The following is a 21,097-nucleotide window of genomic DNA, read 5'->3' as shown; positions in this document are numbered from 1 at the left end:
CGCGTGTTCAGTCGGATTCGGCGATTGACAACGTCGAATCGTGTGGAAGCTTGGCATCCATCACCCGGCACTTCGCCGAATCTCCGATCCACTTCCCCGCATTTTGGAGTGTTCTGATGCCCACACCCACCCCACCGCCGCGGCAACCGCAGCCGGTGCCGCTCCCACCCGGGAGCCCGCGGCACGCCCGCACCGCCACCGAACCGACCAGCAGCGCGTCCGACGACTCGTCGCAGTCGGTGCTCCAGCAGCGTCTGCAGGGAGCGTTCCTCACGATCATCGGCATCGCCGGATTGTTCGGCGGTGTCCTGTTCTCCATCGAAGCACCCCGGTTCACCCCGGTGCCGGTGGTGTTCCTGACCTTCTGGCTCGTGATGGTCATCGTCGGGAAGATCCTCTTCGCCGGCCTCGGGAAGCTCCGCGAGACCGGTGTCACCGCTGCGCCCGCGGCCGCGCAGGTGCGTGCGGCGGCTGCGGTCGCTGGGATCGTCGTCGCTGTCGGGATGATGGGATTCGCCGCCACCACCGGCGTCGGCGCGGGTGTGGCGAACGCGGTCTGCCCGGGGGATGCGACCTGCCCGCCCGGCCCCGGACCGACCCTGACGTTCGACCCGCCCACCCAAACCCCCGGCGGGCAGCAGGGCAACCAAGGCGGGCAGCAGACCGGTGGCAACACCGGCGCCACCTCTCCCTCACCGGCCGGTAGCGGCGGGGACAACGGCCCCGGAATCCAGGCCCAGACCCCACAGTTCGGCAGCCCCGGCCAGCAGGCACCGAACATCCCCGGCAACGAACAACCCGGCCAAGGCAACCAGGGCGGCCAGCGGCCTGCGCAGGGCAACGGGCAAGGTCAGCCGAACCAGAGCCCGGCGGTGCAGACCACCGCGCCCGGCGGGCCCCGTCAGACCGACAATCAGCAGCCCGGGCAGCAGACCCAGTCCGGGCAGCCCAGCAGCCCCACTGTCACGGTCACCAAGACCGAGTCGCAGTGCGCGGTCCCCGGCGCCGGCAACGGCGCAGCAGGAGCCCCCGGGAACCCCGGCAACAACGACTCAAGCAACAACGGCGGCAGCACCGGGCCGGACGGTGGCGAGAAGAAGGACGGCGCCCCGTCGTGGGCATACCTCGTTGGCGAAGTGTCAGCGTTGATGGCCGGCCGCCGTGGTCGTAAGGCTGGCCCGCTCAACCCGGATGGATCTGCTCCGACCAACGACATGACTCCGAACGATCAGGTCGACGGGGAAAACTACAAGGAGTGGACCACCCCCGACGGGAAGCGGACGTTCATCCTGTCCGAGAACGCCGACGCACCGTCCAAGTACCGCTTCAACATCAACGAAGTCGACCGCCCCGACGGCGGCAGCGTCGACGTCAACGACGACGGCTCACTCTCCACCTACGACCGCGACGGCAACGAAGTCAACCGATTCACACCCTGGGCCTACGACACCGTCACCGGCCAGAAGATCCCCACCAGCTACACACGCGACGGCAACGACCTCATCCAAACCATCAACCGCCCGGAGGGCAACAACAACCCGATCCTCGCCGACCCGCCAGGAAACGACGGCCCACCGCCGATCGATTCATCCCTCCCGGGACGCCCGGACCCTGCCTCGACAATGCCCACCAATGAGCTGCCCGACGCCGAGCGGCCCACCCTGCAACCGCCCGTATCGGCACCTACGGAAAGCCCGTCACAGTCCGCCGCGCAGAGGATGATCGCTGGACCGATGAGAGATGCGCTCGCGCAAGCCAGAGGAGAGGACAATCCGACGCCGAGCCCCCTCGACAGCATTTTGCAGGCGACGGGCAAGACGCGATCATCCAGCCCGTTGGCGCCGCTCGAGTCCGTCGCCGCGCGCGTCCAGGACCCGGACGCACCAACAGACCCCATGGGCCCGTTGCTTCGCCAGGTTGAAGCGAACACCCAGCCCGAACGATCTGCAATCTCCGAGGTATCAGATCTTATCGGAGCTGCGCGGCAACAAATACTTCAAAATAGGGTGAACCCAGCCCTTGATCGCTTGCGTCGCGCGCAGGAAGATTACCAGGAGAACCCGAACAACTACCTCAAGAAGAAGGTTGAGGAGGCCCGGGCTGACCTCGCCAAGGCTTACGCGGAGATCGGGTCCCTGCCAAACATTGATGGCGTCACACCTGCGAGGGTGACTCGCCTAGCTAATGGTGGTTTCGAGTTCCGCAGGCCGGACGGCGCAATAGTAAATATCGTCGCTGGCCGCGACGGCGGCATCATTGCTTCCGAGGATATTCCCGGAGGAACTCTAAGCACCATCTTTAACGCCGACGGAAGTCATGAAACCGGACTTGCCGATCAGGGCGCTGTATACCCAATGGATGGCTGGGTGTATGACCTCGTTGGCATAGTTCCGATCGGAAAACTTACCTCCATCGGACTGCGGCGGGGAGTCGAAGTCGCTGGAGGTGAAACCGCCGAACAGGCCATGCTCAAGGCGATCGCCACTGCCCAAGCGAAAGCTGTCGCCGCAGGGAAACAGCAAGCCGCTCAAATCACAGTCAACAACGCGGCTGGGCTTGAGGCGGCTAGATGGCTCGAGCGGAACTTCTATAAAGGAGCCGACGTCGACACGGCGCGCTTCAAGGTTCCTGGGCTGGGGGTGCGACGCGTCGACCTGCTGACACCGTCAGGGAACGCCATAGAGGTGAAGACGGGATTTACGCGACTGAGTGCAGTTCAGGACCAGGTCGCGAAGGATGCGGCTCTTGCGGCAGGAAATGTGCCCGGCTTCTCTGGTGGTGTAGAGTGGGTGTTCTTCAAGAGTGTGATTACGGGCGAGGGTGGTCCCGATCCGAAGTTGATCGCTGCATTGAATGCGGCCAATATCCCGTGGAGGATGATGTGAGTTCAGTAAATTGGGGTGACTATTCGGAGTTTCACGTGATTTCTCCGACTCCTCCGCGCGAGGATAGTCGAGACGGGGCTCGTAGGCAGTACGAGAGCTGGCTGTCTCAAAAGCCTCAACGGATCCAAGAAATCAAGGTGTTGCTGGCTCTCAATGGGCTGCCAGTATTGGATAGCGATGAGTCCATTCAGTTGGTCACCGATTGGTTTATCACTCACGTTGAGGGAAGGGTTCCCGCGCTTGCGGAGGCTCCAGGTATGCTCTCGGCGCGCTGGTACTCGGTCTGCAACGATCTTGGCACATACCTTGGCGACGTCATGATTGAGCGGATCCCGACCGTGCGTTGGGAGTTCTTCACTCCGTCCGACTCGGGATTGATTCAATACCAGAAGCCGGTCGTCTATGGATTCACGCTCGGTGAGCGGACGGTTGACGATGAGCTCGCTTTCGACTTGATCGGTACGTGCGTGCAGATCGGCCAACGTGTGATCCTCGGGGAACCATTGCTGGACAGGAACAAGCGGTTCATGCTGCACGAATTGGAGCTGGCTGAACGGTACGCCTGAACGGGATCAACGCCCACTGTAATGCGCGGCGGCATACCCGGTGAGCCCGAACCGGGTCAGCTGCGGCACGTCGTCGCGGTCGTACCCGAACACGGCGGCGGAGGCGGGCAGGATCATCACGTTGCGGCCGAAATCCGCGGGCTGGCCGAGGAACCGCGCCGTCAGCACCCGTCCGAGGTGCCCGTGCGCGACGAGGACGACGTCGCCGTCGGCCATCGCGACGCGCGACCGGTCGAGCACCCGGTCCACCCGCGCGGCCACGTCAGCCATCGACTCCCCGCCGGGCGCCCCGGACCGCCACACCGTCCACCCCGGATCGTCGACGCGGATCTCGGCGCTGGTGAGCCCTTCGTAGTCGCCGTAGTCCCACTCGGCGAGGTCGGGGTCGACCCCGGTCACCGTCAGGCCCGCGAGCTCGGCGGTGCGGGCGGCGCGGTGGCGGGGGCTCACCCAGACGGTCGGGTTCCGCAGCGCCAGCGAGTCCAGCACGGACGCCAGCGCGGCAGCCTGCTCCGCTCCGGTGTCGGTCAGGTCGATGTCGGTCGACCCGGTGTGGCGGCCCGACCGCGACCATTCCGTCTCGCCGTGGCGGATGTACACGAGGCGTGCTGCGGTGCTCATCCGCTCATCGTTGCGCATCGATGGGTACCCTCGCAGCATGACCGGTGCCACGCCGCCCGACGGCGCCCCCTTCGTCCTCGCCGTCGCCAACCAGAAGGGCGGCGTCGCGAAGACCACGACCGTCGCCAGCCTCGGTGCGGCGCTCGTCGAGCTGGGCGCCCGCGTGCTCGTCGTCGACCTCGACCCGCAGGGCTGCCTGACCTTCTCGCTCGGCCACAACCCCGATCGCATCGAGAACAGCGTGCACGACGTCCTGTTGGGCGACAAGAGGATCGACGAGGTGCTGCTCGAGACCGAGGACGGCGTCACGGTGCTGCCGGCCACGCTGGACCTCGCCGGCGCGGAGGCGCTGCTGCTCATGCGCGCGGGCCGGGAGTACGCGCTCAAGCGGGCCCTCGCGGACGTCGCCGACCGCTTCGACGTCGTGATCATCGACTGCCCGCCCAGCCTGGGCGTGCTCACGCTCAACGGCCTCACCGCCGCCGACGCGGTCGCCATCCCGCTGCAGTGCGAGACCCTCGCCCACCGCGGCGTGGGGCAGCTGCTCAAGACTGTGCGCGACGTGCAGGCCATCACCAACCCGGAGCTGGGCATGCTCGGCGCGATCGCCACGCTCTACGACGCGCGCACCACGCACAGTCGCGACATCCTCTCCGACGTCGCCGACCGCTACGGCCTCGCGGTGCTCTCCCCGCCGATCCCGCGCACCGTCCGGTTCGCCGAGGCGAACGCCGCCGGCCGGACCGTGCTCGCGGGCCGGAAGAACAAGGGTGCCACCGCCTATCGCGAACTGGCGCAGAGCATCCGGGCTCACGTCGCCGACGGTGCGCCCCTGGTCACCTGGGCGGCCGAGTAACGAGATCAGGCCGGACGGTACGCCTGTACCGTTTCGCCCCACTGGCTCACCAGCGCGTCGCTCGCCAGCGTGAGCAGGACAGGCCCCGTCGAATAGCCGGGCCGAGCGACGGGCGTCGACCGGACCAGCGTCCGGGAGTTGAGATCGTAGGCGGTGAGCGACGTCGGGCCGGGAACCACGATCTGGCCGCCCACAACCGCGCCGGGCCCCAGTGTGCCCGGGATCACCATCTCGGCCACGAGCGACGGGGCGTCGACGACGACGGTCGAGGTCCCCGTGAAGAACGACGCGATCCCGGCCTCGGTCACCACGGGCACGTCCCGCGGCGCGCCGCCGGCCGGCGTCGTCACATCCACGGAGCGCAGCTCGCGGCCCTGCAGGTCGACGGTGACCACTCGCGCGGACCGGCCGTCCTGCGCGGGCAGATAGGCCACGGCACCGGCGGCGGTGGCGGTGACGAGGCGGGGACGGTCCCCGTCGACGGGCTCGGAGGAGCCGAGGGCGGACGCGACCACGGACGAGGTCTCCTGCGGCTCGCTCGCCTCCTTCGGGGACGCCCCGATGACGGTGAGCCGCGGGTAGGGCTCCGTCGGGCAGGTCTCGAGGACGGTGATCGAGGCACCGGAGGGGAGGGCGGAGCCGATGGTGCAGCCCGAGCGGGGCTGCACGCCGGGGTTCACGGGGACGTCGGGCTTGCCGTACTCGACGGTGCGCACGAGGTCCGAGCGGAACACGTCGACCCGCGTGGGCCCCTGGACGATCGCGTAGTTGCCGTCGCCGGTGAGGGTGACCTCGTGGTCCTCTCGCCCCGACCGGCTCGCGCGGCGCTGTCCGGTGACCGGGTCGAGGGCCATGACCTCGCCGCAGCCGCGGACGTCGCGGTAGAACGCCAGGACCAGGCCGGCGTTGGCGGTCAATCCGCACACCTGCGTGTCGCCGCGCGCGTACCGCCAGGTGCGCTTGCCGGTCGCCGGATCGTGCCCGGCGACCTCGCCGCCGCGGGCGGTCACGACGGTGCCGCCGAGGGCGAGGACGGGGCGGTCCGCCTCCGTGGTCCAGGCCTCGTGGAGCGCCGCGGGGAGCTCGATCAGCGAGCCGGGCACCGTCGACGGGGCCGGGGCCGTCTCGCTGACGGCCTTGCCCGCCGAGCCGGCGTTCCACGCCACGAAGCCCGCCACGATCACCACGATCACGATCACGGCCGACACCGCGAGATCGACACCGGTCCTGCGTTCGGGTTTCACCACGGCCCCGAGCCTACTGGCGGGAGGTCGCAGGACCCGTCAGCTGGCGTTGAAGCCGACGGAGCGGCTCTCGTTCGCGCCGAGCTCGACGTAGGAGACGCGGGCGGCGGGCACCAGGTAGCGCTTGCCCTTCTCGTCCGTGAGCTCCAGCAGCTCGGTGCGGCCGGCGAGCGCATCGCCCACGGCCTTCTTGACGTCCTCGGACGAGTCCTTGCTCTGCAGCACGAGTTCGCGGTTCGACTCCGCGATACCGATCTTGATCTCCATGGCACGAGGTTATCCGTCCCCGCGCCGTGGAGGCGCCGCGAGCCCGGCGATTCAGCTGAGAGCAGCCATCGAAGGCGCTCAGCCGAGGCCGAGGGTCGCCATCCGCTCGGCGTGCCGGGTCTGCAGCGACTCGAAGAACTGCGCCACGCCGGGCAGATCGGCGGAGTGTTCGAAGAGCAGCGCGGCGAGCTCGTCGCGCGTGGCGAGCACCTCCTGCGCCTGGGTGATGGCCTCGGAGAGGAGCCGCCTGCCCCACAGTGTGAGCGGCGACCGCAGCGCGGGGTTCGCGGAGATCGCGCCGCGCACCCGGGAGACGGCGAATTCGGATTCGCGCGTGTCGGACAGCACGGCGGCGACCACCGATGCAGGCTCGCCCGGCAGGGCCCGCGCGACCTCGGAGTAGAAGTCGGCGGCCAGGCCGTCGCCGATGTAGGCCTTGACCAGCGCCTCGTTCCAGTTCCGCGGCGTCGTCCGCTCGTGGTAGCGGGTGATCACCGGGACGAACGGCGCGGTCGCGACGGTCACGTCCTGCCCGCGACGGTCCAGCTCGGTGTCGAGCAGCTCGAAATTGCGCATCTGCGCCGCCGCCATCGAGGCCACGGCGATCCGGCCGCGCAGGTCCGGCGCCATCTCGGACTCCTTCGAGAGGCGCTGGAAGGCGGCGAGCTCGCCGTACGCGAGCACCGCGAACAGTGCCGCCACGCCCGGGTGCTCGGCGGTGGTTCCCCGATCCTGCGACTGTTCGCTCATAGTGCACATGCTAGTGCGAGCCGCGACGCGGGGTACCATGGTGAACGTGCGATCCAGCGAGGTCGCCGGTAGTTGTGCGCGCACTCCGCTCCGAACCGGGGCGTTGAAGTCGAGGACACGGCGCGGATCGTCACGATCCGGGCCCGGATTCATGGCCGGAAACAGTGCGCGCGGGAAACACGCGACGCATACGCCGCCCATGAAAGGCAGACATCATCACCACCACCAATAACGACATCCACACCGAGCCCGCTACCGAAGAGGGCATGCCCGACGTCCACGTGATCGGCGACGATCACGTCTCGCCCAGCTTCGCCGAACTCGGCGTCGACCAGGGCATCGTCGACGCCCTCGGCAAGCGCGGCATCGAGCGCACCTTCGCGATCCAGGAGCTCACGCTCCCGCTCGCACTCGCCGGTAACGACCTGATCGGTCAGGCCCGCACGGGCATGGGCAAGACCTACGGCTTCGGCGTCCCGCTGCTCAACCGCCTCATCACGCAGGCCCGCGCCGAGGTCGGCGAGGACGGCCTGCGGGCGCTCGACGGTACGCCGCGTGCCCTCATCATCGTGCCGACGCGCGAGCTGTGCGTGCAGGTCACCGAGGACCTCGAGCGCGCCGCCGACGGCGTCCGCGTGCAGACCACCAAGGGCGAGCGCGACCTGAAGATCACCTCGATCTACGGCGGCCGCCCGTACGAGGCCCAGATCGAGGCGCTGCAGAAGGGCGTCGACGTGGTCGTCGGCACCCCGGGCCGCCTCCTGGACCTGGCCAAGCAGGGCCACCTCGTGCTCGGCAAGATCCAGATCCTCGTGCTCGACGAGGCCGACGAGATGCTCGACCTCGGCTTCCTCCCGGACATCGAGAAGGTCCTCGGCATGGTCCCCACGGACCGCCAGACCATGCTCTTCTCGGCCACCATGCCCGGCCCGATCATCACCCTGGCCCGCACCTTCCTGCGGCAGCCCACCCACGTGCGCGCCGAGCACCACGACGACTCCGCCGTGCACGAGCGCACCACCCAGTTCGTGTACCGCGCGCACGCCCTCGACAAGGTCGAGATGGTCGCGAAGATCCTGCAGGCCGAGGGCCGCGGCGCCGCGATGATCTTCACCCGCACCAAGCGCACCGCCCAGAAGGTGGCCGACGAGCTCGCCGAGCGCGGCTTCAAGGTCGGCGCCGTCCACGGCGACCTGGGCCAGGTCGCGCGCGAGAAGGCGCTGGGCAAGTTCCGCGACGGTTCGATCGACGTGCTGGTCGCCACCGATGTCGCGGCCCGCGGCATCGACATCGACGACGTCACCCACGTCATCAACTTCCAGTGCCCCGAGGACGACAAGACCTACGTGCACCGCATCGGCCGCACCGGCCGCGCGGGCAAGACCGGCACCGCCGTCACCTTCGTCGACTGGGACGAGCTGCACCGCTGGGAGCTCATCGACAAGGCCCTCGGCCTCGGGAAGCCCGAGCCCGCGGAGACCTACAGCTCCAGCGAGCACCTGTTCACCGACCTCGGCATCGACCCGAAGGTCAAGGGCAGCCTGCCCGGCGTGCGCAAGCGTGCCGAGGGCGAGGTCGTGGAGCGCAAGCCCCGCGAGAAGCGCGAGCCCCGCGCCCGGACCCGCACGCGCACGCGCGGCGGTCAGAAGTCCGACGGTGCCGCCCCCGCCGAGGCCGTCACGGAGGCTCCCACGTCCGACGGTGCGCCGTCCGCCGCCGGTCCCGAGGGCTCGGGTGCCGAGGGCGATGCCCCGGCTCGCAAGCGCCGCCGTCGCCGCCGCTCCGGCGCGAAGAAGCCCGAGGGCGCCGCGCCCGCCGAGGCCGCGGCCGAGTAGGTCCCCCGAACGACGGACCCCGCCATCACCTTCCGGTGGTCGCGGGGTCGTCGTGTCTTCGGGGAACGTGAGGTCATGACCTCGACCTCCGCCCCATCGGACACCCAGGCGCCTACCTCGCGGCGCATCGCCTCGCTCGATGTGGCTCGTGGCATCGCGATCCTCGGCACCTTCGGCACCAACGTGTGGATCTTCACCGACCCGCAGGGGATGGTCGGGTACCTGGAGACGGTGGGCGGCGAGTCGCTGCCGATCCGCGTGCTGCAGACCCTCGCGCAGGGGAAGTTCCTCGGCCTGCTCAGCCTCATGTTCGGGGTGGGCCTGGCGATCCAGCAGGCGTCCGCCCAGCGGCACGACAGGCCGTGGCCGGGACGGTACTGGCGCCGCGCCCTGGTCCTGTTCCTCGACGGCCTGCTGCACTTCCTGCTCGCCGCCGAGTTCGACGTGCTGATGGGCTACGCGCTGGTCTCGTTCCTGGTGTCCGCGCTGTTGATCCTGCGCCCGGTCGCGCGCACGCGGTGGGTGATCGCCGCGGTCGCCGTGCACCTGGCGGTGGTGGCGCTCGCGGTGGTGGGAATGATGCTGCCCGACGCTGATTCCGGACCGAACACCCCCGGCCCCAATCCCTATGCCGACGGCTCCTTCTGGGACCTCGTGCTCTTCCGCGTCGACCACGGTCTCCTGTTCCGCGCGGAGACGATCTTCATGATCCCGCTGACCATCGCCGTGTTCCTCACGGGCGCACGTCTGTTCCAGGCGGGAATCTTCGAGCCGGGCGGCGCGGCCCTGCGCCACCGGTTGATGGCGATCGGTGCGGTGGCAGCGGTCGCGGACCTCACGGTCGGGATCGGCGGTGCGCCGCTGGATCTCGCCGGGCCGGCAGTGTTCGTCGGCCGGTACGTCCTGGCCCCGGTGGTCGCGCTGGGACTGCTCGCGCTGATCGCGGAGTTCTACCAGCGGCGGGCGGTCGGCCCCGTCGGCGGCGCACTGAGCAATGTCGGCCGGACCGCCCTGAGCTGCTACGTGCTGCAGAACCTCGTGGCCTCGGCGCTCTGCTACGGCTGGGGACTGGGCTTGGCGGCCCGGTACGGCTCTGAGCACCGCCTGGCCTTCACAGTGGCCGTCTACATCGCGGTGATGGCCTTCCTGCTCGCCGCGTCGGCGCTGTGGACCCGGCGGTTCTCCCGCGGCCCGATCGAGATGCTCATGCGTCGCGCCGCGTGAGCCGCGAGTGCGGTCGTTCCCCCACGGATACCGCAGGAGAACGACCGCATTCGGGCTGAGACCGGAGGCTACGACTCCGACCGGCGGCTGCGCAGCGCCCAGACGCCCACACCCACGAGGATCACGACGACCACCGGGATACCCACCCACAGCCACGTGTTCGACGAGGAGTCCTTCGACTCGCCCGCGGCCTGCGTGGCGGACGGCGCGGCTGCGGCACTGGACGGTGCGCCCTTCACCGCGGCGGCCTGCGAGCCCTGATCGGCCGGCGGCGGGGAGTCGACCACGGCGCCTGTGACCTGGTTCAGCCACACCTTGTCGGTGCGGTTCGCCCCGAAGTCGAAGAGGCCGTCGAGCTTTCCGGACCGCTCGTCGGCGGAGTCCTGGATCCGGCCCGTGCGCCAGTTGTCCTCGAGGAACTTGGTGATCGAGGCCTGCTCGATGGCGTCGTGGTTCACCGTGTTCTTGCGGGCGAAGGGCGAGATCAGCAGGAAGGGCTGGCGGGTGCCGGGGCCGCAGCGCACCGACTGTCCGGCGAGTGCGGGCGCCGCGGCGTTCGCGCAGATCGCCTTGTCCAGCTTGGGATCCTTGCTGCCCGAGAGGATAACCGGAGCCTGGTGGTCGTACCAGCCGTCCGAGTCGTCGTACGCGAGGATCACCGCGGTCGACGCCCAGTCCTTGGACTGCTGCAGCCGGTTGACGTAGGTGGTGACGAAGGTCTGCTCGTCGAGCGGGTCCGAGTAGGCGGCGTGGCCGTCCTGGTACTCGCCGGCCTTGAGGAAGCTCACCGCGGGCAGGCTGCCGGCATTCAATGCGGCGTCGAAGTCGGTGAGGTCGTAATTGTGGTTCGCGGGTCCGGCGTGCCCGACCTCGGCGACGTTCGCGGGCGCGACGTGGTGCTCGTTCGCCGTGGACTTGTAGTACGCGAACGGGTTGTGGTGCGGGCTGTAGTCGATCGACGCGTTCCCGGCCACGTTGCGGTGCGTCGTGTTGCACAGCGCGCGGGCGTCACCAGCGGCCGCCGTCGACGGGCGGAAGCCGCCCTGGAACCAGCCCCAGGACACCGACCTCTCGTTCAGCAGGTCGCCGATGTTCTTGCCCTGCATGGCCGCCAGCGCGTCCTTGCCGGTGCGATTCTTGTTCGAGCAGTCGTCGTACAGCGGGTCCGGGTCCTCGTACAGGGTGCCCACGCCCGCGGCGTTCGGGGCCCCGACGGTGTACTTGTCCGGCGCGGTGGTCTTCTTCCCGGTCGCGGCGTCGTAGGACTCGACGCCGAAGGTCTGCCCGGAGATCAGGTTGATCGCGCCCGGCGTCGACGGGCCGAACTGGGTGGACCAGAAGTTGTCGTTCAGGGTGTAGTTCTGCGCGTAGTTCCACAGGCCGGCAACGGTGTTGCCGTCGTAGTAGCCCATCACCGAACCTGGGTGCTCGAACATCCCTGGGCCGGACGAGGCGCACTTGTCCTTCGTGGTGAACTCCACGAACTTGTCCATCGCGCCGCCGTTCGCGGCCTCCTGCTCGGCCGTGTACTCGTGGTTCTGGTCGCACGTCACCGCCTGGCCCGGCGTGAAGCGGAAGGGCTTGTACTTGTTGGGGTTCGCGTCGCCGGCGAGCCCGGCGCGGGTGAAGGTGTTCACGTCCGTGGGGGTTCCGGGCGCGGCGGTGAACCGCGGGGCGTCGAGGCCCGAGCCCTGCAGCTTCTCGCCGGCGGTGTTGGCGGCCACCGGGTAGGTGCCGAAGTAGTGGTCGAAGGAGATGTTCTCGTTGAAGATCACCACCACGTGCTTGATCGGGGTGGCGGTGTCACCGGGATCGGCGAGCACCGACGGTGCGCCGATCGCGCCGGCCGCCAGCGTGATCGCCGCGGCACCGGCGAGCGCTGCGGCCCGACTGGTGCGGGAACGAGTTCCCCGGTAGCGGAAGGGGTTCACAGTATGCCTCCTGTCGTGGAGCAGTCCGTTCCCGCGTCGCGGGGCGGAAGATAGAAGTAGCCGCCGCCGAACGGGGCGATGTAGTCGGTGAGCGGTTCGCCGCTCAGCCGTTCCTGGACGGCCTCGAACTGCGCGACCACGTCGCGCTGCAGGCACGTGAACACCAGACCCAGGTCGAGGTTGCCGTTGACGTCGAGTCCGCCGGCGTAGTTGTAGGCGCGCCGGAAGATCCGCGAGCCGTCGGTCTCCGCCGTCCGCGGATTCGCGAGCCGGATGTGGCTGGTCAGCGGGATCACGTCGCCGCCCGGATCGTCGGCGTACTGCGGCGCGTCGAGTTCGGTGCTGCCGTCGAGCGGGGCGCCGCTCGCGCGGTCGCGGCCGAAGATGTTCTCCTGCTCGGACAGGGAGATCCGATCCCAGAACTCGGTGAGCATGCGGATCAGGCGCACCACGAGGAAGGTGCCGCCGCGGGTCCAGGGCTGGGCGGCATCGTCGAGCCACACGAGCCGGTCGAACTCCTCCGGGCGCACATTGGACGTCCCGTCTTTGAAGCCGAAGTGGTTGCGGGGCGCACCGTCGGGCCTGGGGGACGGTTGCGAGCCGTCCTGCCGCCACCGCGGCGCGAGCCCGCCCCGCCCGGCGCGGCTGAGGTCGCGCAGCGCGTGCAGCACGGTGTCCTGATCCGCGGCGCGGATCTCCAGGATGAGGTCGCCGTGGCAGCGCGCCGGATCGAGCCGGTCGTCGTCGAACTCGCGCATCGGACGGATGCCGGCCGGCCGCTTGTCGGCGTGCCAGCGGTCGAAGAAGCTCGCCCCGTAACCGATGTTCACGGTGAGGTCGGGGGCGCCGTCGAGGTCGGGGCCGAGGGTGCCGGAGTCGGTGGGCGGGGCCGTGATGGCGGTGGCGACGGGCGTGCGCGGCTGCCGCAGCGCGCCGATCCGTTCGCGGAGCGCGTGCAGCAGCGCATCCGTCTCGGCGGCGGAGGTACAGGTCAGGTCGAAGGCGGCGTAGGTGGCATGCCGCTGTTCGGCCACCGGCGCGGGCTTCGGAGCCGACTCGTCCCGCGCGCACGCCGCGAGGCCGACGGCTCCCGCGGCCGCGGCGGTCCCGCCGAGGAAGCCGCGCCGCGACGCCCTCACTTGGTCCGCCGGACGTCGGCGATCGCGGCGATCGGGGCGAGCAGTTCGACGAGGCCGCCGAACGCGGTGTTGAGCCGTTGCCGGTCGGCGAGGGGGAGTTCGCGGAGCGGGCGGCCGGGGAACCGGGCGGCGAGGTCCGCGCACACCGCGTCGGCGCGGTCGAGCGCGGTACGGGCCTCGGCCAGCCGGGGGTAGCGCGTCGTCAACACGGGGTTCAGCGCGTCGAGCACGCGGCGGGTGCCCTCGAGGTTCGCGCGGGCGGTGTCGAGGCCCGTGTGCGAGCCGGCGTCGTCGGCACCGGTGAGGGTGAATTCGATGGTGTTCTCGGTGATCTCGTGCGCGCGCAGGCCGATCTGCAGGGGATTCACCGCGAGCGAGGGGTAGTCGGAGAGCAGCCCCGCGACATCGGTCACGAGGGCCCGCTCCAGTGCGGCGGGCACCGTCGGGGAGGGGGCCCAGAGCGCTGCCTCGATCGCGTGGAAGCCGGTCGCGTCGCCGGTGGTGCGGCGGCCGTTGATCTTCCCGTCCCAATCGCCGAAGGCGTCGTACGCCGCACCGAGCGTCTCGTACAGCCGGTGCGCCGCGCGCCATGCGGTGCGCTGGGTTTCGACGTCCGGCGCGGCGGCGAGGGCGGCGACGGCATCGCGCAGCGCCGGCAGGCGCCCGCCGACCCAGGTCTGGTAGTCGAGCGTCGCGGGGGTGAGGTCCTGTGTCGAGGTCGGGATCACGGCGGGCCCGCGCGGCGCGTCGCCCGGGACTCGGAAGGACGCCCCGGTGACGGCGTCGGTCTCCGCGAAGTAGCACTCGAACCGGTACTCGCCGGAGCCCAGCGCGACGCGCAGCAGCCGGGTGGCCTGCGGAGCGAGCGCGTCGAGCTCGGCGTACACGGCACCGTCGGGCCCGGCGAGCGCGAATTCGAGCGACCGCGTGGAGGTGTTCGTGACCGCGAAGGTCCGGTTCCCGGCGTCGACGGTGCCGGACGGCGCCGCGCAGCCGTCCAGCTTCGCGGTCAATCCGACGGTGCCTGCGGGCGCGGCAGGGCTCGACGACGGGGCGGGCGTGGTCAGCAGATACGCGCCACCGGCCACGGCGACGACCGCGGCGAGCGTGAACGCGGTGGGCGCGACCCACCGTCGGGGAACCGGCACCCGTCGACGCTAGCCAGCACGAATCGGGCAAACCCGGACATGATACTGCGGCGTCCGAAGGACTTCACCGAGCGTTCACGGCGCACTGGGACGTCGGTGACGGGGGCTTGACCGAGTCTTGAGGCGGGCGCGTCAGGGTGTGCGGCGCTGCGCCTGCAGCGGAACGTGGCTCAAGCCGCCCCACAGCAGTTGGACGGTGGTGGCCACCGCCTCGTCCTTCGGGATCGGACGGTCGGCGTACAGCCAGTAGCGCGCGCTCACCTGGCTCGCGCCCACGAGGCCGACGGCCAGCATCCGCGCGCGGTACGGGTCCAGGCCCGAGTCCTGCGAGACCAGGTCGTACACCGCGTCGATGCACAGCTCCACGGCGCCCTCGACGCGCTCCTGGACGACGGGCTCGAGCACGTCGGACTCGAAGATGAGCTTGTAGCCCTGGCTGTCCCGGTCGACGAAGTCGAAGAAGGACCGGACGGCGCCGATCACGCGTTCGTGGTTGTCGGTCGAGCTGCTCAACGCCTCGCGCACGCCGGTGACCAGCGCCTCGCCGTGTGCCTTGAGTACGGCCACGTACAGCTCGAGCTTGCCGGGGAAGTGCTGGTAGAGCACCGGCTTGCTGACGCCGGCGCGGACGGCGATCTCGTCCATGCCCGCCGAGTGGTAGCCGAGGTCGACGAACACGCTGCTCGCGGCCTCGAGCAGTTGGATACGCCGCGCGCTGCGCGGCAGGCGGGCTGTGCGGCGGGGTGCTGGATTCGCTCCGCCGCGGGAATCGCCCGCCGCGGTCGTCGCGCCCAGATCCGCCATGTGCTCCACCTCACCGTTCCCGGGGCTCGCATACTGCCCCGCATCGCCCGGGACTCGTCACGGCCCGGCTCGTCGACAATACTCCCGCCGCGTTCGCCGACCTCGGCTTGCTCTGGCAAGCTGCCCGGTGTGTCGGCTCTCGCGCAGGTGAACCGGACCAGCGATGTCTGGCCCGGACAGTTCGTCACCCTCCGCGGGCGGCGGGTGTTCGTGCGGCACGTCGACGCCGCTGCGGAGACGACGGCACCGCCGGACCCGCGACCGACGGCCGTGATGATCCACGGCCTGGGCGGCTCGTCGATCAACTGGACCGACCTCGGTCAGGTGCTGGCGCCGACCGCCGCGTCGTACGCCCTGGACCTGCCCGGATTCGGGCTCTCGGACCCGCCGGCCGACGGTGACTACGGGATCGAGGAGTTCGCGTGGACCGTGATCGCGTACCTCGAGACCCTCGTCGCGGTGCGTGGACCCGGCGTGCACCTGATCGGCAACTCCCTCGGGGGTGCGATCGCTGTGCGCGTGGCGATGCTGCGGCCCGACCTGCTGCGTTCGCTCACGCTGATCTCGCCGGCCTTCCCGGATCTGCGCCCGCGCGTGCGGCGGCTGCAGTTCCTGCCACTGTCGCTGGTGCGGATCCCGGGCCTGGGGCCGGCGGGCTTCCGGCTCGTCGCCAGCGCCTACCCCGAGCAACAGGTGGATCGGACCTTCGGCGAGATCCTCGTCGATCCGCGGGTCATGGGGCCGGTCCGGCGGCGACAGGCCGTCGACCAGGCCGTGGCCCGCGCATCCATGCCCTGGGCGCCCGACGCGCTCGCGGCGAGCTTCAACGCGCTCGTGCGCAGCTGGCTGGTGGACCTCGGTGCGTCGCACTGGGCCGCGGCCCGCGCCGTCTCGGTGCCGACGGCGGTGGTCTGGGGCGCGCGTGACCTGCTGGTGAGCGTCGGGGTGGCGCCCAAGGTGGTGCGGCACATCAAGGGCAGCACGCTGACGGTGTTCGAGGACGTGGGCCATGTGGCGCAGATGGAGCGTCCGGAGGAGACGGCGCGGATCGTTCGCGATCTCATCGTCGCGACGGAGCGGGCCGTCGGGGAGACGTGAGGCGCGTGTCGGTTCCACTCGGGGGGCACCGGTCGTGGAATTGTTGACGACGTGAGTAGTCCTTCGAACCCGAGGCGTCCCCGGCCGGACGGGCGTGCGCCGCTTCGGGCGGAGTGGGATCCGATCAACTCGACCGCTGCGACCTCGGGCGATCAGCGCAACCGGCCGTTGCGCGAGCGTCGCTACGCCAAGCAGGGCCGGCTCGGCCGGATCCTGCGTACCTACGGCTGGCGCGCGTACGCCGTGCCGGTGCTCGCGGTGCTGACGGCCGTGGCGCTCGTCGTCACCTTCTGGGGCAATCCGTTCGCCACGGAGCACCGGACCGACGGCGCGACCGAGAACCTCTCGCGCAACCCGACGCCGGAGAAGACGATCGTCGGCGCACCGTCGAAGGTGGTCCCGGGGCCCGTGCCGCCCGCGGGGATGCTGCCGGTCGGGGGCCAGTTCACCGAGAAGGGGCAGGGGATCTGGCACGTGGTGCCCGGCGCGACGCCCAAGGTCGGCGAGGGGAGGCAGCAGACCTTCACCTACATGATCGCCGTCGAGGACGGCGTGGACATGAGCGCGTTGAGCGGCGACCAGGCCTTCGCCGCGATGATCGACAAGACGCTGTCCGATCCGCGCAGTTGGATCCACGACCCCGCCGTCGCTTTCCAGCGCATCGACAAGGGCACCCCGACCTTCACCATCTCCCTGACCTCGCCGATGACCACCCGCTCGGCCTGCGGCTACACGATCCAGCTCGAGTCGTCCTGCTACAACGGCGAGCTGGGGCGCGTGGTGATCAACCTGGCGCGCTGGGTCCGGGGCGCGACCGCCTTCGAGGGCGACCTCACCGGTTACCGGCAGTACGCGATCAACCACGAGGTCGGGCACGCCATCGGGTACGCGCAGCACGTGCCCTGCCCCGCGCAGGGGGCGCTCGCGCCGATCATGATGCAGCAGTCCTTCGGCGTGAAGAACCGCGACATCTTCGACCTGGACAAGTCCGAGGGCTACGACAACGACCTCACCTGCCGGCCCAACGCCTGGGTCGCGCCCACTCTCAAGTAATCGTTCCGCGGGCCGACGGTGACCCCGTCCCCCGCCCCGGGGGGGGCGCCCCGGGAATGGTGGCGGGCGCACCGTCGTTGAGCAGGACGTGACCGTACTGCCCCCGCTCGTCGAGCCCGCCGCCGATCTGACCCGCGACGAGGTCGCGCGGTACTCCCGGCACCTGATCATCCCCGAGATGGGCGTCGAGGGGCAGAAGCGCCTCAAGAACGCCAAGGTGCTGTTCATCGGCGCCGGCGGCCTCGGCAGCCCCGCGCTGCTGTACCTCGCCGCGGCGGGTGTCGGGACCATCGGCATCGTCGAGTTCGACGAGGTGGACGCGTCGAACCTGCAGCGCCAGGTGATCCACGGCGTCTCCGACCTCGGCCGCCCGAAGGGCGAGAGCGCCCGCGACTCCATCGCCGAGATCAACCCGCTGGTGCAGGTGAACCTGCACCCGGTGCGGCTCGAGCCGGAGAACGCGGTCGAGCTGTTCGAGCAGTACGACCTGATCCTCGACGGCACCGACAACTTCGCCACCCGCTACCTCGTCAACGACGCGGCGGTGCTGGCGCACAAGCCCTACGTGTGGGGCTCCATCTTCCGGTTCGAGGGGCAGGTGTCGGTCTTCTGGGAGGACGCGCCCGACGGCCCGAACGGCGAGAAGCAGGGCCTGAACTACCGCGACCTGTACCCGGTGGCGCCGCCGCCCGGCATGGTTCCCTCGTGCGCCGAGGGCGGCGTGCTCGGGATCCTGTGCGCGTCGATCGGGTCGATCATGGGTACGGAGGCGGTCAAGCTGATCACCGGCATCGGTGACTCGCTGCTGGGCCGGCTGATGGTCTACGACGCCCTCGAGATGAGCTACCGCACGATTCGTATCCGCAAGGACCCGGCGTCGCCGACGATCACCGAGCTCATCGACTACGAGGAGTTCTGCGGGGTCGTCTCCGACGAGGCCGAGCGTGCCGCGGCCGGCAGCACCGTGACTCCCGCCGAGCTGGCCGGGATGGGCACCGCGGGCATCGATTTCGAGCTCATCGACGTGCGCGAGCCCGTCGAGTGGGACATCGTCCACCTCGACGGTGCCAAGCTGGTCCCCAAGGGCGCCTTCGAGTCCGGTGAGGGGCTCGCGCAGGTCTCCGCCGACAAGAAACTGGTGCTGTACTGCAAGACCGGCATCCGCTCCGCCGAGGTCCTGGCGACCGTCAAGGGCGCAGGTTACCGCGACGCGGTGCACCTGCAGGGCGGCATCAACGCCTACGCCCGCACCGTGGATCCGTCACTGCCGGTCTACTGAGAGGTACGCTAGCGCGAGGTTCTGACCTGCGCTAACGGTCGCGCGGGAGGCGATCGCGCCCTATCGTTCGGGGCATGAGCGATCGAGAGCGCTCGGCGTACGTGACGGCGCCGACGGGGTGGCCGCACGACCTGGTGCTCGAGTACGTGGAACACGTGCTCCGCGACCGAGGCGAGGTCCCGGAGGGATCGGGGGTCGCCGCCCGGCTCACCGACTCCGCCGCGAACGCCGACCATTCGACGACCTGGCGGGTCCGCTACACGGTCGCGTCCGGCGGCGCGTTCCGGCCCGTGTTCCGGCCTCTCAGCCTGAGCTGATCGGAGACCGTGTCGACGCCGGTCGCGCGAGTCGACGATGATGGCGGCGTGAGAGTTCTCGTCGTCGACGACGATCCCGCGATCGCGGAGACCGTGCGCCGCACGCTGGTCGCCCAGGGCTGGACCGCCGCCGTGGCCGTCGACGGCGCGGCCGGCTTCGACGAGGCGCTCGCCGGCGAGTTCGACCTGATCGTCCTCGACGTGATGATGCCCGGCCGCAACGGTTTCGAGGTGGTGCGAGACCTCCGGCGTGCGGAGGTCTGGACGCCGGTGTTGATGCTGACCGCGAAGGACGGCGACTTCGATCAGGTGGAGGCACTCGACTTCGGTGCCGACGACTACCTCACGAAGCCCTTCTCGGTCGCCGTGCTGGTGGCCCGACTGCGCGCGCTGGCCAGGCGCGGGGCCCCGGCACGGCCCTCGGTGTTGATGGTGGGCGACCTGCGGCTCGACCCGGCCGCGCACACGGTCCATCGCGGCGATACCCGGATCGAGCTGGCTCCGCGCGAGTTCGCGCTGCTGGCCTTCTTGATGCGCAACGCGGGCACCGCGGTCTCGAAGGTGCGGATCCTGGAGTCGGTGTGGGATGTGAACTACGACGGCGACGAGAACGTCGTCGAGGTCTACATCCATCACCTGCGCAAGCGCATCGATGCGGCGTTCGGCGTCCGGTCGATCGAGACCGTTCGCGGGGTCGGCTACCGGATCACGTCGTCGGGAGCGTGAACCAGAACCTGGTGCCGCCCCGCCCGTCCACGTCGACCCCGTAGGTGCCGTCGTGGGCCCGGACGATCTCCGCGACGATCGCGAGCCCGAGACCCGAGCCGCCGCTCGATCGCGAGCGCGCGGCGTCGAGTCGGACGAATCGCTCGAAGACCCTGTGCCGGTCCGCCTCCGGTATCCCCGGCCCGTCGTCGGTGACGGCGACGGTGACGGTGCCCCCGTCGGCCGTCATCGTCAGCGTGAGGCGGGTCCGTGCGTACCGCGCCGCATTGTCGGTCAGGTTCCGCACCACCCGCGCCAGCTGGCCCGGGTCCCCGCGGACGATCGCCGGCACCGTCGACACGTCGATCCCGTGCCGCCCCAGCGCGCGCAACCGCTCGGCCTCGTCGGCGACCAGCCGCGCGAGGTCGACGTCCGTGCGTGGCACGGGGGCGCCGCTCTCGTCCGCGCGGGCCAGCAGCGCCAGGTCGGCGATCAGGCCGCGCATCCGGTCCGCCTCGGGCAGGAGGAGCGTCCGCACGGTGTCGACGTCGACCGGCTCGTCGGTCTGGTCCGCGAGGTCGAGCAGTCCGAAGATCGACGTGAGGGGGCTGTTGAGCTCGTGGGAGGCATCGGCCACGAACCTCCGCTGCGTCGTCTGTGCCGTTTCCAGGCGACCGAGCATCGCGTTCATCGTGCGGGCGAGGGTCTCGACCTCGTCGCCGGTCGCGGGAACCGGCACGCGCTCGGCGAGATCCGCGTCGCTGATCTCGGCCACCTGGGATCTGATCCGCTCGACGGGGGAGAGGGCGCGGCCGACGAAGACATGGGTCAGCCACGCCATCGCGGCCACGACGACCGGGAACACCGCCGCGCACAGTCCCGCGACGAGGAGCACGAGCCGGTTCAGCGCGGACTCCGCGGTACCGACCTCGACCGTGAAGTCGCCTGCGGCGGTGCGCACTCCGACGCGCGTCGCCCGGTACTCGGCGTCCGATGGGGCGGCGGTGGCACCGTCGAGCACCGTCCGTGCTCCCGCAGGTACCACGCCCCCGAGCGCGCCGCCGGGGTGCGATCTGCTCGACCGGAGGACGCGGCCCTCGCTGTCGAGGATCTGGATGAGGTCGATGTTCTGGCCCGGGCTGAGCAGGCCGTCGTCGATGCCGTCGGGGCCGGACTCGGCGAGCGCCGCGGCGATGTCGGTGGCGCGTGCGGTGTTCGTGTTGTCAGCGGAGTCGAGCAGGACCCGGTGCAGGACGAGGACCATCACGGCGCCGGCGATGACCAGGGCGACGGTCACGAGTGCGGTGGCTGTCAGGGTGAGCCGGCTGCGCACCGGACGCAGCACCCGGATCACGCGCTGCCGCAGGTTTAAGGT

General features: G+C 70.2%; 19 protein-coding genes. 10 read left to right on the top strand and 9 right to left on the bottom strand.

What is annotated here, in order from left to right; genetic code table 11:
• Positions 1-116: 116 nt before the first annotated feature.
• Both AXK60_RS14250 and AXK60_RS14245 read left to right on the top strand, forming a co-directional pair.
• Positions 117-2,885, top strand: coding sequence for a hypothetical protein (locus AXK60_RS14250; RefSeq protein ID WP_139057975.1), 2,769 nt, complete (start codon positions 117-119; stop codon positions 2,883-2,885).
• Between the two features lie 137 nt (positions 2,886-3,022).
• A complete protein-coding gene (locus tag AXK60_RS14245; RefSeq protein WP_068571824.1) occupies positions 3,023-3,451 on the top strand; it encodes a hypothetical protein in 429 nt (142 codons plus the stop codon).
• 6 nt (positions 3,452-3,457) lie between these two features.
• Here the strand turns inward: AXK60_RS14245 and AXK60_RS14240 are convergent, their stop codons facing one another.
• Complete coding sequence (locus AXK60_RS14240) at positions 3,458-4,072, bottom strand: histidine phosphatase family protein (protein WP_068571820.1); 615 nt, start codon at positions 4,070-4,072, stop codon at positions 3,458-3,460.
• A 37-nt stretch (positions 4,073-4,109) separates the two neighbouring features.
• On the opposite strand from AXK60_RS14240, the gene AXK60_RS14235 reads away from it, so the two are divergent.
• The gene (locus AXK60_RS14235) at positions 4,110-4,928 is read left to right on the top strand and encodes a ParA family protein (RefSeq protein WP_068571818.1); all 819 of its coding nucleotides are present in this window, start codon (positions 4,110-4,112) and stop codon (positions 4,926-4,928) included.
• A 5-nt stretch (positions 4,929-4,933) separates the two neighbouring features.
• Here AXK60_RS14235 and AXK60_RS14230 read toward each other — a convergent pair whose 3' ends face one another.
• The 3 genes from AXK60_RS14230 to AXK60_RS14220 form a co-directional block, all read right to left on the bottom strand.
• A complete protein-coding gene (locus AXK60_RS14230) occupies positions 4,934-6,175 on the bottom strand; it encodes an Rv3212 family protein (RefSeq protein ID WP_175400030.1) in 1,242 nt (413 codons plus the stop codon).
• A 36-nt stretch (positions 6,176-6,211) separates the two neighbouring features.
• Positions 6,212-6,439, bottom strand: a complete 228-nt coding sequence (locus tag AXK60_RS14225; protein ID WP_068571814.1) for a DUF3107 domain-containing protein — start codon at positions 6,437-6,439, stop codon at positions 6,212-6,214.
• A gap of 78 nt (positions 6,440-6,517) precedes the next feature.
• Positions 6,518-7,189, bottom strand: coding sequence for a ferritin-like fold-containing protein (locus AXK60_RS14220; protein ID WP_068571812.1), 672 nt, complete (start codon positions 7,187-7,189; stop codon positions 6,518-6,520).
• Between the two features lie 266 nt (positions 7,190-7,455).
• On the opposite strand from AXK60_RS14220, the gene AXK60_RS14215 reads away from it, so the two are divergent.
• Positions 7,456-9,024 carry a DEAD/DEAH box helicase gene (locus tag AXK60_RS14215; RefSeq protein ID WP_068571810.1) on the top strand — a complete coding sequence of 523 codons (1,569 nt, stop codon included), beginning with the start codon at positions 7,456-7,458 and terminating at the stop codon, positions 9,022-9,024.
• 75 nt (positions 9,025-9,099) lie between these two features.
• On the top strand, positions 9,100-10,248 hold the full coding sequence (locus AXK60_RS14210) for a DUF418 domain-containing protein (protein WP_068571808.1): 1,149 nt from the start codon (positions 9,100-9,102) through the stop codon (positions 10,246-10,248).
• A 68-nt stretch (positions 10,249-10,316) separates the two neighbouring features.
• Here AXK60_RS14210 and AXK60_RS14205 read toward each other — a convergent pair whose 3' ends face one another.
• The 4 genes from AXK60_RS14205 to fasR form a co-directional block, all read right to left on the bottom strand.
• Positions 10,317-12,179, bottom strand: coding sequence for a phospholipase C (locus AXK60_RS14205; protein ID WP_068571806.1), 1,863 nt, complete (start codon positions 12,177-12,179; stop codon positions 10,317-10,319).
• Positions 12,176-13,318: a Dyp-type peroxidase gene (locus tag AXK60_RS14200; protein ID WP_068571804.1), complete on the bottom strand. Its 1,143-nt coding sequence runs from the start codon at positions 13,316-13,318 to the stop codon at positions 12,176-12,178. Before AXK60_RS14200 ends, AXK60_RS14205 begins: the two co-directional genes overlap by 4 nt.
• Positions 13,315-14,466: an EfeM/EfeO family lipoprotein gene (locus AXK60_RS14195; protein WP_068571802.1), complete on the bottom strand. Its 1,152-nt coding sequence runs from the start codon at positions 14,464-14,466 to the stop codon at positions 13,315-13,317. Before AXK60_RS14195 ends, AXK60_RS14200 begins: the two co-directional genes overlap by 4 nt.
• Before the next feature lie 132 nt (positions 14,467-14,598).
• Positions 14,599-15,270, bottom strand: coding sequence for an HTH-type transcriptional activator FasR (gene fasR / locus AXK60_RS14190; RefSeq protein WP_068571800.1), 672 nt, complete (start codon positions 15,268-15,270; stop codon positions 14,599-14,601).
• A 129-nt stretch (positions 15,271-15,399) separates the two neighbouring features.
• Between fasR and AXK60_RS14185 the strand changes: the two genes are divergently transcribed.
• The 5 genes from AXK60_RS14185 (at position 15,400) to AXK60_RS14165 (ending at position 19,743) form a co-directional block, all read left to right on the top strand.
• Positions 15,400-16,368, top strand: a complete 969-nt coding sequence (locus AXK60_RS14185; RefSeq protein WP_068571798.1) for an alpha/beta fold hydrolase — start codon at positions 15,400-15,402, stop codon at positions 16,366-16,368.
• Between the two features lie 51 nt (positions 16,369-16,419).
• On the top strand, positions 16,420-17,421 hold the full coding sequence (locus AXK60_RS14180) for a DUF3152 domain-containing protein (protein ID WP_068571796.1): 1,002 nt from the start codon (positions 16,420-16,422) through the stop codon (positions 17,419-17,421).
• A 97-nt stretch (positions 17,422-17,518) separates the two neighbouring features.
• Positions 17,519-18,700, top strand: coding sequence for an adenylyltransferase/sulfurtransferase MoeZ (gene moeZ / locus AXK60_RS14175; RefSeq protein ID WP_175400035.1), 1,182 nt, complete (start codon positions 17,519-17,521; stop codon positions 18,698-18,700).
• A gap of 74 nt (positions 18,701-18,774) precedes the next feature.
• Positions 18,775-19,017 (top strand): hypothetical protein, encoded by a 243-nt coding sequence (locus AXK60_RS14170; RefSeq protein ID WP_068571792.1) that lies wholly within the window; start codon positions 18,775-18,777, stop codon positions 19,015-19,017.
• A 48-nt stretch (positions 19,018-19,065) separates the two neighbouring features.
• Positions 19,066-19,743 carry a response regulator transcription factor gene (locus AXK60_RS14165; protein WP_068571900.1) on the top strand — a complete coding sequence of 226 codons (678 nt, stop codon included), beginning with the start codon at positions 19,066-19,068 and terminating at the stop codon, positions 19,741-19,743.
• Here the strand turns inward: AXK60_RS14165 and AXK60_RS14160 are convergent.
• Positions 19,724-21,076 carry a sensor histidine kinase gene (locus AXK60_RS14160; protein WP_231855412.1) on the bottom strand — a complete coding sequence of 451 codons (1,353 nt, stop codon included), beginning with the start codon at positions 21,074-21,076 and terminating at the stop codon, positions 19,724-19,726. The genes AXK60_RS14165 and AXK60_RS14160 overlap by 20 nt on opposite strands.
• Positions 21,077-21,097: the final 21 nt, after the last annotated feature.

Source organism: Tsukamurella pseudospumae (genome assembly GCF_001575195.1).
Taxonomy (GTDB): Bacteria; Actinomycetota; Actinomycetes; order Mycobacteriales; family Mycobacteriaceae; genus Tsukamurella; species Tsukamurella pseudospumae.
The sequence above is the reverse complement of the archived record's forward strand: the minus strand, read 5'-3'. Positions and strand labels throughout refer to the sequence as shown.